Origin of the sequence: Streptomyces sp. HUAS CB01, from assembly GCF_030406905.1 — a bacterium.
Lineage (GTDB): Bacteria > Actinomycetota > Actinomycetes > Streptomycetales > Streptomycetaceae > Streptomyces > Streptomyces chengbuensis.
In genome coordinates this window covers 6822378-6836202 of sequence record NZ_CP129137.1, presented here as the reverse complement: position 1 = coordinate 6836202, position 13825 = coordinate 6822378, and the positions used below count along the sequence as shown (strand labels likewise).

At 65.7% G+C, this 13825-nt stretch carries 6 protein-coding genes and 1 pseudogene; 4 read left to right on the top strand and 3 right to left on the bottom strand.

The window, feature by feature from the left end:
- Nucleotides 1-10: 10 nt before the first annotated feature.
- Entirely contained in the window at nucleotides 11-850 is an 840-nt protein-coding gene (locus QRN89_RS29925; protein WP_290352535.1) for a hypothetical protein, read from the bottom strand.
- On the opposite strand from QRN89_RS29925, the gene QRN89_RS29920 reads away from it, so the two are divergent.
- The 3 genes and pseudogenes from QRN89_RS29920 to QRN89_RS29910 form a co-directional block, all read left to right on the top strand.
- Nucleotides 842-1147, top strand: coding sequence for a transposase (locus QRN89_RS29920; protein WP_290352534.1), 306 nt, complete (start codon nucleotides 842-844; stop codon nucleotides 1145-1147). The genes QRN89_RS29925 and QRN89_RS29920 overlap by 9 nt on opposite strands.
- Nucleotides 1148-1214: 67 nt before the next feature.
- Entirely contained in the window at nucleotides 1215-2909 is a 1695-nt protein-coding gene (locus tag QRN89_RS29915; protein ID WP_435833280.1) for an ISAzo13 family transposase, read from the top strand.
- A gap of 7 nt (nucleotides 2910-2916) precedes the next feature.
- A pseudogene (locus QRN89_RS29910) lies at nucleotides 2917-3822 on the top strand (IS3 family transposase); the annotation flags it as partial.
- Nucleotides 3823-3841: 19 nt separating this feature from the next.
- Here QRN89_RS29910 and QRN89_RS29905 read toward each other — a convergent pair.
- Nucleotides 3842-5023 carry a DUF262 domain-containing protein gene (locus tag QRN89_RS29905; RefSeq protein ID WP_290352533.1) on the bottom strand — a complete coding sequence of 394 codons (1182 nt, stop codon included), beginning with the start codon at nucleotides 5021-5023 and terminating at the stop codon, nucleotides 3842-3844.
- Between the two features lie 921 nt (nucleotides 5024-5944).
- Here QRN89_RS29905 and QRN89_RS29900 point away from each other — a divergent pair.
- Nucleotides 5945-6676, top strand: coding sequence for an EcsC family protein (locus tag QRN89_RS29900; protein ID WP_290352531.1), 732 nt, complete (start codon nucleotides 5945-5947; stop codon nucleotides 6674-6676).
- A gap of 595 nt (nucleotides 6677-7271) precedes the next feature.
- Here QRN89_RS29900 and QRN89_RS29895 read toward each other — a convergent pair.
- Nucleotides 7272-13736, bottom strand: a complete 6465-nt coding sequence (locus tag QRN89_RS29895) for a polymorphic toxin type 30 domain-containing protein (protein ID WP_290352530.1) — start codon at nucleotides 13734-13736, stop codon at nucleotides 7272-7274.
- Nucleotides 13737-13825: the final 89 nt, after the last annotated feature.

Genomic DNA, 13825 nt, shown 5'->3' with positions numbered 1-13825 from the left:
GGACGGGCCGCTACCTGATGCTCTGCAGCAGCTGTCCCGTGGCAGTGACGGTCCAGAACGACCATCCGTTGCGATTCGGATTGACGTGCGGGTTGAGGGCGTGCACCACGGCGACTGCCGCGCCGCTGGGAGTCTCGTACTCACCGCGGCCAGGACCGGAGGGGATCGTCACCGTGCGGGACGAAGGGTCGTAGTAGGCATCGGTACGCCGGCTCTCGTAGAGCGCATGGATCTCGACACCCCGCTCTGTACGGAGCTCCTGCACTGCCGCCCCGACCAGTGTGGGCGCGGCGGGATCCTCCGCGATCACCTCCTCGTCGACAGGCAGCTCGTCGGTGTCCCGGTGGGCGGCCCGCCCGTCGTAGGTGGGCAGGCCCAGCAGCTCGTTCAGGACGTTGGCCAGCAAGCGCCTGCGGGCAGCCAGGAAGTCGGGGAAGCGGTCCAGGGACCTCAGCTCGGGCTCGTCGGGAATCCACTGCTCGGCCAGACGCTCCGGCGCGATCTGCGTCATGTATTCGGCGGGCAGCCTGGAGGAGATCATCTTGTTCGTCTGGCCGGTGATGAAGGCCAGGTTGGCGAGGCTGTTCCACTCCTCCTTCGCGTATGTCGTCTGGACCCGGGCGCGCGGGAACACATGGTGGAACTCGATCTTGGCAGCGCTGTTCATGGGCTGGTCGCTGATGGCGATGTTGGTCGCCCAGTCCCGTGCCGTGCCCCGCAGTGCGGCGATGTACAGCAGTTTGAAGAAGGGGTGTGTGGAGTACTTGGGCCTTGACCCCGGATCTTGGACACCGGAGAGACTTGGATCTTGATGGTCCAGGAGAACGGAGTCCCCGTGGGGATGAAGCACTACCCCGCCGAGTTCAAGGCGGACGCGGTCGCGCTGTACCGATCACGTCCGGGAGCGACGATCAAGTCGGTCGCCGCTGATCTCGGGGTGAACACCGAGACGCTGCGGAACTGGATACGGGCTGCCGACGGCCGCCGCTCCGGTGCCCACTCCGCGCCGCCGGCCACTGCGCAGTCTGGTGGTAACGCCGTCCAGGCGGAGCTGGCCGCGGCAAGGAAGAGGATTCGCGAGCTGGAGGAAGAACGAGACATCCTCCGCAAGGCGGCCCGGTATTTCGCCGGGGAGACGCGCTGGTGAGGAGCCGTAATTTAACTACTGCCGGATTCGGGCCAATGCCTCAGTTCTGTGTGGTAGTTGGGCTGTTGTGGCGATTCCAGATGAAGTTCTGACGGTGCTGGATGCGAAGTTCGCGGTGGTGCTGCCGCATCTGGATGAGCGGCAGCGCCGTCTGTATCTGGCTTCCGAGGCCGAGGCGCTGGGGCATGGTGGGATCGCGGCCGTTGCCAGGCTGGCGGAGGTCTCGGAGTCGACCGTTACACGAGGGCGTGAGGAACTCGCGGGCGGAGCAGCGGCATTGGGGCGGGTGCGCAAGCCCGGTGGTGGGCGCAAGTCTGCCGCCGAGCGCGACCCCGGTCTGGTGGCGGCTCTCGAGTTGTTGATCGAGCCGCGTGAGGTGGGTGATCCGGTGTCCCCGCTGCGCTGGACCACTGCCTCGCTGCGGGACTTGTCCCGGGAGTTGACCGATGCCGGTCATCCGGTCAGCGCCCCAGTGGTCGGCGGCCTGCTGCGTGCGATGGGATTCAGCTTGCAGGGTATGGCCAAGACCCGCTCCGGCAGTCAGGTGCCCGACCGCGACGCCCAGTTCCGGCACATCAACTCCGCCGCCGAACGCTTCCTGGCTGGGGGCCTGCCGGTGGTGAGTGTGGATACGAAGCAGAAGGAACCGATCGGCGACTTCGCCCGGCCCGGCCGCACCTACCGCCCCAAAGGCCAGCCGATCACCGCCCCTGACCACGATTTCATCGACCCCGGCACCCCGGTCGCCATCCCGTACGGCATCTATGACCTGGGGCGCGACAGCGGCTGGGTGAATGTGGGCACCGACCGCAACACCGCCGCCTTCGCGGTGGAGTCCCTGCGCCGCTGGTGGAAGGTCCAAGGATGCCTCGACTACCCCGGCGTGGACCGCTTGCTGGTCACCGCCGATGCCGGAGGGGCCAACTCGGCCGACTCCCGCCTGTTCAAGATGGGCCTGGCCGACTTCGCCGACGAGTGCGGGCTGAGCATCACCGTCATGCACTTCCCGCCGGGTACTTCAAAATGGAACAAAGTGGAACACCGACTGTTCTCCCGGATCACCCACAGCCTGCGCGGGCAGCCGCTGACAAGCTACGAGGTGCTGCTGGAGACCATCTCGGCCACCCGCACCAGCACCGGACTGACGGTCCAGGCCGTGCTGGACGAGAATGTGTACCCCACCGGCCGCGCACTCACCCGGGCCGAGCGCAAGGGCGTCGAGCGGCGGGTCGAGCGCGATGAATTCCACGGCGAGTGGAACTACACCATCGCCCCGCAGGACCCCGACCACCAGCATCCGGAAGATCCGCGCGACGAGTCGGGACCTCCGGTGCCGGCCGAGGCCACCTTCCTCCTCACCCACCCCGCACTCACCGGCATGCCCCGAGAACAGTTCGAACAGCTCGTGCTCCACCTCGAACCGTGCCAACAGGTCCTAACCGAAGCCGAACGCCAGAGCGCAGGCAGGGACGGCCGCGGCCGCAACCCTGGCTTCGGCACCCTCGATCACCGCCACCGCGTCCTGGCCGCCGTGCTCCGCAGCCGCAACACCGTCACCCTGACCCTCGCGGCCGAACTGATGGGCCGCAAGCGCAACGTGCTGAGCTACCACGCCGGGAGGTCCAAGCCGATGCTGGCATTCGCCGGGCCCGAGCTCGCCAGAGTCCTCGTCTTCCGCCGGACCCACCCTCCCCGCACGCTCGAAGCCTTGAAGCGCGTGATCGAGCAGCACGACAACGAGATCAACTCAAGCAGTAGTTAAATTACGGCTCCTGAACCGCTGCCAGTTCGTTGACGACCACCAGCGCCGATACGGCGTCAAGCGGCTCTGCGACATCCTCGGGATCGCCCGCTCGAGCTTCTACTACTGGCGCCGCACCGCCCCGGACCGGGCGGCCCGCCAGGCCGCCGAGGCCAAAGTCGCGGCCCGGATACGCCAGGTCCACAAAGACTCCGACGGCACCTACGGCGCCCCGAGGATCACCGCCGAGCTCCGCGACGAGGACGGCCTGGTGGTCAACCACAAGCGCGTCGCGAGGATCATGCGGACCATCGGCCTTGAAGGCGTCCGCCTGCGGCGCCGGCACCGCACCACCGTCCCGGACCCGGCCGCCGCGAAAGCACCGGACCTGATCGGCCGGGACTTCACCGCCGTGGTCCCGAACACGAAGTACGTCGGCGACATCACTTACCTGCCCATCGGCGCCGGGAAGTTCTGCTACCTCGCGACCGTCATCGATCTGTGCTCACGCCGTCTGGCCGGGTGGGCGATCGCCGACCACATGCGCACCGATCTCGTCACCGACGCCCTCGCTGCGGCGATCCGCACCCGCGGCACTCTCGCCGGAGCCGTGATGCACACCGATCACGGAGCCCAGTACGCGAGCCGGGCATTCGCCGAAGCCTGCAGGTCAGCAGGGGTCCGACAGAGCATGAGCGCGGTCGGGTCCAGCGCGGACAACGCCGCCGCCGAGTCGTTCAACGCGACCTTCAAAAGAGAGACGCTCAAGGGGCGAAAGAGCTGGTCGGACGAGCGCGAGGCCCGCCTCGACGCCTTCCGATGGCTCCACCGATACAACACCCGACGCCGTCACTCCCGCCTCGGACAACGATCCCCGATCGCCTACGAGAACGCCTTCCACCCAACATCAACTACCCTGACCCGAGCCGCATAGACGTGTTCAACATCCGGGGTCAAGGCCCCTTCTGCTCCAGGTCCCTCGGGTGGAGGGCGCTGTCCAGGGACCGGGTACCGGAGGCCCTGCGGATCAGCTCGGCGAACAGGTTTGCTCCCGCACGGGACTTGATCAGCCTGGCCTCCGCGTCGAGCTTGCCCTCGACCTGCAGGGAGTAGTGGCTGAACGCCATCGCCGTGTACACCCAGCGGCGCAGTAGTTGGGCCTCCCCCGGGCGCAGCTTGCCATCGCGGTGGTGCAGCAGCAGGGCGGGCACGATGGTGACATTCGGCGACGAGAGGACCTCGGACCGGGCGATCGAGCACTCACCCTTCAGGAAGTCGATGGCGAAGCGCAGAGCCCTCTCGGTAGCCTGCCAGGCCTCCTTCAGTGCGGCTTCGTCCACATCTGCCCCGATGAGCTTGATGTGATGGGCGCCGGTTCCCGCAAGGAGGCTCATGAGACGCAGGACGGCTTCCCTGTTCAAGGCGAAGTTGCTGTCTCGCAGTTCCTGGTGGAAGGCGTCCATGGTGTCCAGTCCGTCGGACCAGCGGGCCGCGATGGCGCTGTACACGAGATCGCCCTTGGACAGCCGCCGCCCGCCCTTGTTCAGCCGGGCGAAGAGTTCGGCGACCTCCTCGTAGTCGTCGGACTCGTAGGTGATGACGGCGATCTGGTGGTGCCGGACGTTGTTCACCTTCTGCAGCCGCTGGGTCCACGTGCCGAAGTCCGGATCGTCGAACGACATACCGGCGTCGCGCAGGACTTGGTAGAACTGCACGTTCTCCTGCAACAGCGTGGACACCGGGATCAGCAGGGGATCCTTGCCCTGGACCGCACTCGGGTTGACGAACTCCTCGGTGCGCACGTCGAAGCGCAGGTCGATGAGCCGGCCGTCGGCCTTGGACTCGGGCCGGTACACCCAGGCAAGAGAGGTCAACCGCTGCTGCCCGTCCAGCAGATAGAGGGGGTGGTGCGCCGACTTGTCGGTCTGGACGACAGCGGCCGTCTTGAAGGGCACGGTCAGATCGGTCTTCCACAGCAGCAGAGCGCCAACCGGATAGCCCCGGTAGAGGGAATCGAAGAGGTCGCGTACGTCGGGTCTCATCCAGACGAAGTCACGCTGGATGGAGGGAATGACGACCCTGCCCTGCAGAAGGTCCTCGACCTGAGAGATGATCTTTTGGTTTGCCAGCCCCATGCTGCCCCCAGCCTGCGTGTGCTCCGCCGCACACACGCTACCAACCGTCGAGAAGGGCCGCGGCCGAACGAACGCGGCGTCGCTCGCCAGGGTGTCGCGTCCTCCACTCCGGCCATCGGGATGCCTGTACGCACCCTCCGCCGCCACGCGCGGGGGTACCGCCACGCCGACTCGCCGGTGGGCAGGCATTGACGGGGCCGAGGCGGAGGCGGATCGACGCTGCCGGACGTTGTCCGAGACCACGCTCCCTGTCGCGGTAGGCGATCCGTCGCCGTGCGCCGGCCCGCCCGTCTGTCCCCCTCGGCCGTCCTCAACGGCGTTGCGGGTAATCGCCGTCCTGCCACGGTTGAAGTCCCGTACGGGCTCTGCCCAGCGGGCGCCGCAGCATGCCTGGGTGACGCGCCCCGGGCCACGGCCTCAGTGACACTGCCCGTCGGCCGCGCACCGAACACGATGCGAACTCCCGTTGGGAGCCGTCCGCGGAAAGCCACCGGCTGTACCGGAACGCCGCAACTCCTCGCCCGGGGGTACAGCACGCCCGGCTCGGCCGGCTCCAGCACGAGGCCAGCTCGCCAGGGAACGCTGCCTGCCCTCGTGGACCGGGCAAGCCGAACCCGTTTCTGGTGGAGGTCGACTGCGGGGCGGACGGCAGCCACCCTCGGCTCGCCATCCCTGATTCGAGCAAATGCCAGCCAACGAAGAAGGTTTGACGATGCTTTCACTTGCATGGGACGATGCGACCGCTTCAGCCGGCGAAGGCGGTGGCGGCAAGGGACGTCGTGGCGTGAAGGTGAACGGGCGGCAGCGAGAGGGGTGCGGCTTCAGCCGCCTGCTGCCTTGCCGGGGATGCCTGCGACCGAAATCCTGGCGCCTGCAGCAGTGCGGGACCTCTCGTGAGGCGCTCGCAGAAGGGGGTGTGTGATGACTGACGAGAAGTCGTCTGACGACGGAGCAGTCGAGAAGACCGGCCGGTGGGTTGCCGGCCTTGCCGAGAAGGTCATGGTGAACGGGGTGGGGCCGATCACGGGGTCGGTGACGTGGGCCGAGGATCGTCTTTCGCGCCGACAGGGCACCGGCTACAGGGCACCCGGTGACGATGGGCGGCGTTCGCCTGAGGACATGAAGGATGACATCGACGCGGTCATCGCCCGCCTCATCAAGGAGTCCGCGGCTGCGGCCGGGGCGCAGGGGTTCGTTACCGGGCTCGGAGGTCTGCTCACGGCAGGCGTGACGATCCCTGCAAACGTCGCGGCGTCCGTCGCTGTCAACATGCGGATGGCTGGTGCCATCGCCCACCTTCGGGGATGGGACATCAACGACCCGCACGTGCGAACGGTCGCGATGATGCTTGCGATCGGGATGAGCACGCAGAGCGTCCTCGCAGCCTTCGGCGTGAAAGTGGGCCAGAAGTTCGGCGAGCAAATGATCAAGAAGATCCCGATCACGATGATCCGAGCGATCAACAAGAAGGCCGGGACATACCTCATCTCGAAGTACGGAACCCAGCGCGCTGCGATCACGCTTGCCAAGGGAGTCCCCATCCTGGGGGGCGTCGTCGGGGGCGCCGTGGACGCAGGAGCCACCACCGTCATAGGACGGGCCACCGACAAGGCCCTGCGCGGGGACACGTTGCGGACCGAAGAGCCCAAGTGACGAAGGAGCGAGCCGGGTAGACGAGCGCTCGCCTCATTCTCGCTGGGCGTGCGATGCGACAGGAGGACTTCCGGCACTGCCTGCTCGTACCTGCGGACACAAGACGTGGGCGCCTTCCCGCTCGGAAGGCGCCCACGGACTGACGATGCAGAGCAGTCATGCTCCACTGCTGCAGGGGGGCGAAAAGCAACTTCTTTGACAGCCAACAGACGCTAACCCCCACCTAGGGTCAGCTAGCCGAATCGCCGTTACCTTCGCCCAGGTAGGCAGCGAGGTCTTGCATGTAGTCCTCATGCTCCTCGTGCAGCCTATCAGCCGGTATACACCTGAGTGACGATAGGTCCGCATCGCCTATTTTGTTTGCGGCATCGAGCTCCGAAAGTGCGTGCAGTTGAGCTTCCAAGCACACCCTGTCGGTCTCACACGATGCCACTGTCGCCAGGATTTCGGACAGCAACTCACCATCCCCAATGGAGAAGGTTCCCATCCAGTCTTGGATCCGATCACTGGCGGATGAACGTATCTGCGGGCGGGGACTTGTGAGTTCATGAATGAGTGTCACGAGGTGCTTCCGCTCAATTCTCACGGTTGCCTCTCAGTCATAGGCAGGTCGAGCATGCTGGCCGGGCCAAGGGATATGAGTTGCGTTGGCTCCCTCGTGATTATAGTTCGGACTGTTCGGGTCGTGCACCTTTCGATGGTAGAGATTGCCATATATATCTTGATACTGGTTCGATATTTGAATGCGGTATACATGCCCCCCATGGGCATTGCTTCCCGCAGGCGCCGAAAGATCGGGGCCATGTACACGCATTCGCACCGTCTTCCCCGTCACCTCATCTTTCCATTTCCATTTCACCCCGTGCTCAACTCCACCAGGCTGCTGCGTCCATTTCTCCTTCACGGCATTCTTCGGCACGACACTCATAGGGTCCGCTCCACCACTGAGGTCCCATCCCCCGCCAGGGACGCGAGTGGCCTTGGGTGCCTTCTTCGCCCCTCCCTTGAGCAGCTTCTTGGCCAAGGCTTTACCGGCACCGAAGAGGCTGAAAATGCCTGCCACTTCCACTATGGCGTTGCCGGCGTCCCATGCCTTGGTGTTCTTGTCGATGCCCCGCTCTGTAACAAAGTCGTCGTACTGCTTCGTCCCGCCACTGCAGTCTTCGATCCAGCACCAAGGGCTGAGCTTCGTCATCGCTTCTCCGGAGGCTGCCAGATTGTGTCCGACGCCTCCGAGGAAGTCGCTGAAACTGCCTTGCGCTTTGGGGTTCGCGGGTTCGACGTTTGTGCTGCAACCCGGCTTGTACGCCGGATAGGTAGCGCTGCAGTCCGATCCGCCACCGCCGCTGTTGCCAGTGCCCCACGGCGAGATCCCGGAACGGGAGGATGTTCTGGACGCCCGTGAGCTGGACTGGTAGCGGTGGTACTGGTGGACGACAGCCACTACATAGCGCACTACGGCCACGATGAGACCGATGAGCGATCCGAAGAACTTGCCGTCAGGGTCGGCGAAGGTCACGGGGTTGTTGTTGCTGTAGGCATAGCCGTTGATCTGTTGCGGGTCCTTGAGGTCCGCGATGGGATCGGCGCTGATGAATCGACCAGTGGTGGCGTCGTACTCGCGGGCGCCGAGGTGGGTGAGGCCGGTCGGGTCCTGGGTACCCCCGACGAAGCCCTTCTCGCCCACCCAGTTGGCCGGGGCTGAGCCGCGGGTCTCACCGAACGGCTGCATCTGGCGCCTGGTGAGGGTTTGGGTCGTGGCGTCGATTTGGAGGTTGGCGGTGCCGTTGTGGTCCGTGCACATCCAGGTCAGGGCCTTGGGCGTCCGAATGGCGACGACTTGACCGCCGTGCGAGTAGAAGCGGGTCGCGTCGACCTTGCCGGTGGCCTTGTCCATCCGGAGTTCGGTCTCGCCCAGGTACAGGGTTGTCCCCGTCTTGTCGCGGCGGATGAGTCGGTTTCCGGAAGCGTCGTTGAGATACGACGTTTCCGTGTTGTCGGCTTCGGTGACCTTGGTGAGGGAGTTCTCGGGCCCCCACTCAAGCGTCTGGGTCTTTGCTCCTACTGTGCGGGTGGTCGTGTTACCCGCACTGTCGTAGGTGTAGCTGGTATCGGGCTTGGCTGGGCTGGTCGGAGTGGTGGTGGTGTTCGCCAGCAGGTGCGGGCGCTTGGTTTCGCCGTTCTTGAGGTCGTAGCCGTAGGAGGTGGTGGCAGGGCCTCCAGCGGCCAGGTGATCGGTGGACGTCTTCCGGTTGCCGGCACTGTCGTAGGTGAAGGACTTCCAGTAAGCAGCGATGCCGCCGACGTTGCCTGTGCTCGGTGCGGTGGAACAGTCGGTGGTGGCCGTCCAGGCACTCTTCAGTCTGCGATGACCGTCATAGGTGAAGCACTGCCTGTCACCGGGGGTGGTGGCTCGGTCTTCAATTTCGACAGGGTTGCCTGCTGTGTCATAGCTGTAGTGAGTGTCAGCGTCGGTTCCACTGCGGCTCTCGGAGAGGACGGTTTGGCGAGCCAGCCGCTTGGTTCCGTCCTGGTAGGAGTTGTTGATCTCCGTCCACTTTGCCGTGGAGGAGACACCCAGCGTGGTGCGGATCTTTTCGCCGGCAGGGAGGTAGCTCGTCGAGCGCACAATGCCGGTCAGGCCCTGCATGGAGTCCGGGAGACGCTGGGCGTTGTAGCCGTAGCTGAGGGTCTCCTGAGCGAGACCGCCCATCGCGGGGATGGTGCGTTTTTGGAGCGTGCCGTCGAGGTTGTAGACGTTGGTGATGGTGTAGACGCCGGTGCCCGCGAGCGCTCCCTCGCTGGTGCTGACCGTGTACTGCTCCTTCAGGACCCGGTACAGCTTGTCGTAGGAAGCATTCGTGGAGGCATAGACCTTACCGTTCTTGCCCCCCTCGTAGCGGATCGCGGAGGTGGGCTGGCCCTTGGCGACGGTGTCGTACGACCAGCGCGCCAGGTACTTGGAGTCGTCGACGACCGGCTTGCCGTCGACGACCGGGATACGTCCGGCAAGCTTCCCTGTGGGGCGCCCGATGAGGTCGTACGCGTAGCTGACGACACCGGCATCGCCACGAGCGTCTTCGGTGACGGCGACCTGGTCGAGTTCGTTGTATTCGGTCTTGGTGCGGCCGGCATCCGGATCGATGGACGCGGTCTTTCGACCGAGGAAGTCGTATTCGCTGGTCCAGGTATTGCCGTCGCTGTCCCCGACTCTGGTGAGCCGATCGGCGTGGTCGTACGCGTAGGTCAGCTTGGTGTAGCTGCCGGTTGCGCGGTTACCGTCGTATTCGCGCTTCTCGGACAGACGTCCCCGGCTGTCGACCTCCTCTCGCACTGCCGCCGCGCCCTTCGGCGGCTCCACGATCGTGGCGTTGCCCTCGTAAGTGGTCGTGGTGCGGGAGAACTCCTTGCCCCGCACGAGGACGATCTCGGCCGTGGGCCTGCCTGCGCCGTCGTAGGTCTTCTGTGTGCCGACCGGAGTCGCGGTCAGCAGATTGGCCAACTTGCCCGTGGGGGCGACAGCGTCGATGTAGTCGGCCGCTGTCTCCACCTCGAGACCGCGCGTGTCGTACTTCGTCTCGGCCACGACACGCCCGCCGCCGACGCCCGGCGCCTGCGTCTGGCGAGGCCGCAGCAGAGCGTCGTAGATGGCGTACGACGTCTGATAGGTGCTGCCGTCGTTGTTCAGCGACTTGGTTGCGACCCAAGATGCGTCGTCACGTTGGACCTTGTACTCAAACCGGGTACTGGGGGCGTTGTCTCTGGCACGGTCGGCAAGCCAGACGTCGGTGAGGCGGCCGAGGGCGTCGTAAGCCATCTCAGTTCGCCCGTTGTTGGGGTCGACACTTGCCTTGTTCACACCCCAGTCGGGAATGATCTCGGTGGTGGTGGTGTGGCCGAGGGCGTTGCTCGCCTTGGTCAGGGTCAGTGGCCCGCCGGCTGCGGGCGTGTACTCGATGTGCTTGGTGCGGGTTCCGTTGGTGTCGAAGGTGTCAACCGACCGGCCGAGTGCATCGTACGTGCCGGTGCCGACCGTCTGAATCTGGGCCGTTCCGGCGTTGTAACCCGTCACCCTCTGAGTGGCGGTCACGTCTCCACGTGTCGGCGCAGTGCCCCATGGCTTGCTGTCGTACGACGTCCGGACGTCTGACACGACGTCGGTGGTCTTGGGGTCTCCTGTCCTCGCAGGGGTCGCAGAACAGGCGACAGACACCTTTTCCACGCGCTTGGGATACTTCCGCATCCACGCGGCCTCGTTGACAGCGTATTCAGTGCGGGTGCACTCCTCTTGGCCGCCGCCTTCGGTCTCCACCGTCAGAGGCTCACCGCTCTTTGTGTCATAACTGGTGGTGGTCGTGGAGGTGATCTCGGTCCCCCCAGGCAGGGGGGTGCGCGTGACCTCCTTCGCGGTGCGGATCATGTAAGCGTTGACGGTGCCATGGGAATGGGTGGCCGTGGCGGTGCGGTGCATCCAGGGCGTGGTGATGGTGCCGGACACTTCCGCGCCGGACTTGCCGTTGTAGGTGATCTGCTCGCGCAGCTGGCCTGCGAAGTGCCCTGAGTCGGTGACCTCGTTGCCCTTGGAGTCGGTCACCGACTCCTTGCGGGTGGAGCCGTCGAGTTGCTTGTCGCCGTCCATGCCCCGGTAGTAGAGGCTCACGCTCCTGGTGGGATTGGCGGCGGCTTCACCGGTGGTGGTGGTGACCTTCTGGTATCCGCGCCAGATGCCCCAGGTGCGGTACTTGGTCGGCGTGATCGGGGACTGGTCGTCGTACGCCCATGCACCTCCGCCGTGGTAGCTGTAGTCGGTCTGCTTCAGCGGGGCGCCGCCGGTCGGGTCCGACTCGAGGACCTGGGTGACGACGTACTTGTGGAACCAGTCCGTACGCGGCTGGGGGTTCGTGCCGGGTGTGGGATTGGACGGGGGGATCCACTTCACCGGGTAGCAGCGCTTGTTGTTCTTGTCGAGCGCGGAGGGGATGTTGCTGTCGGCGACGCACTCCGGGTCGGAGTAGTTGGCCGTCAGCACCGAGCCGGTCTCGGAGGTGACGGTTCGTACGCGCCATTTGATGAACGGCGCGACGTCGTCGCCGATCTTGTCGACGCGGTTGTGCATCTGGACGCCGGTGAAGGTCACTGCGGGCAGAGTGATCGGTGTCCCGGACTTACCGGTGTGCTGGATGGACTTCAGCCACAGTCCGGCGTTGGATCCGTCGCCAGGGTCGGGGAACGAGTGGTCCAGCGTCCAAGTGTTGACGTCGCGGTAGTCCGTGTCGGCCCCGGTACCGGTGCCCTTGTAGACCTTGGTGGTGACGTCGGTCAGCCGCTTGCGCGTGAAGAACGAGGGTGCCGGCTGGTCCGTGCAGACGGTGTCCTTCTTGCAGATCTGGTCGTAGGGGACATCCGGCCAGGCATTCCGGTTGGAGGAAGCCAGGCTCGAGCAGGTCTCGCCACCCGAGACGGGGATGCAGCGCTCCTTGACGGTGAACTTCACGCGTGCCGCGGCGGGCTGTGCGGTGGAGAAGATGGTGTCCGTGCGCTGGCCGTAGTCGATGCGCTCGAGGTATCCGCCGCGGGTGTACTCCGTGCCGTTGCCGGTCGCCCCGTTCTTGGCGTAGTAGTTGAGTTCCTTCTTGTACCAGTACGTCATGACGTTGCCGTGTGGGTCCACGACGTAGTCGAGGTTCCAGCGCCAGGCCTGGTTCTTCGCGCGGGAGGCGAAGCTGGAGCCCGCGGAGTAGCCCGGCTCGCCGGCGTCGTCACCGAAGACCGGTACGGTCCACACCGAGTTGGTCTCGGTCTTCCCGTCGGTCCAGCCGGGAAGACGGTTCTTGCCGAAGACGTACTGGGTGCCGTCGGTGGTGGTGACGGTCCAGTGCTCACCTATGTCACCGTCGGTGCCGGCATCGCCGTCGTCGCCGTTGACCGCGCCTGTGCCGCGGACGACGCGCTCTCCGTCGTCTCCCTGCACATGCCATTCGCCTGAGGTCTTGTCCTTGACCAGTGTGCTGGCCTTGCCGTTCAGGACGATGGAGGCGTTGTCCTCCTTCCAGCACTGGTCGTACTTCTTGTCCTGGCCGTCGTCGTCGCAACTGGCATAGGAACGCTCGATGTACGAGGTCGGGAGGTCGAAGCCCTCGCCGATCCACGATGGCTGGGCACTGGTGGCGGAGGTGCGGCCATCGACGCTCTGGGCCGAGTAGCTGATCGACAGCGAAGGCTCGGGGCCGGCGGGAGCGGGGACGGCGTCCATGGCGTAGGACCAGGTGAAGTCACCGTTGGAGCCACCACCCGACCAGGTGGCGGACGGGGACAGCGGAGTGGCCTCATAGCCACCCTGGTCGGAGGAAGCACCGGCTGACAGGGCCAGTACGGCGAAGGCGCTGCGTGCCTGTGCCGCCTTGGGCGTCGTGACCTTCGCCGTGACGGTCTGATCCGCTGTGTCGTTCTTCGAGGGTATTTCCGTCGTGGTGCGGCAAGCGGCCTTGGCCGGGGTCGTGAGGGCGCAGGCGGGCAGCTGGACCATGCGGAGGCGGGAGGACCAGTTGCCGCTGTAGGCGTGGGCGAAGGCGCTGTAGTCGAGGCCGACGGACAGGTCGGACGGGCTCGTGGCGCCGTCGGACCTTCTTACCGTGAGGACTACGCCGTCGACGCCGAGCTTTGCCGTGGCCGCGCGGTCCAGGATGCGCACGTCGGCCCTGGCCGGCGCGCCCGGTTCGGTCTTGAGGGCTGCGGCTGCGCGACGCGCCTTACCGGTCTTGGTCCCCTTGGGGTCGATCACCGGTGCGATGGTGACGGGCAGTCCTGCAGCGCGCGTCGCGGTGCCGGCCGGGGTCGGGACGACGACGTTCGCCGCCGCTCCGGTGGGCCAGGTGACCTTCTTGGAGGCTCGCTCGCGTGTCTTGGTGGCGGCCTGCCGGGCGGGGTCCGCGGGCTTCTTGTGCTTGGCCTCGAAGGGCTTGGCCTTGCCGAACTTGGCCTTGGGCAGCGCGCTGGGATCCCGCTCGAAGCTCTGTGCGGGTGCCGCCCCGAGCAGGGTGGTGATGATGGCCGTGGTCACCGGCAGAGCGACGGCCGCTGTGCGGCGTCGGCTCGCCCTGTTCCACGACCATGAGGACAGCACTGGTCTGGTGCTGGACAAAAGGATTC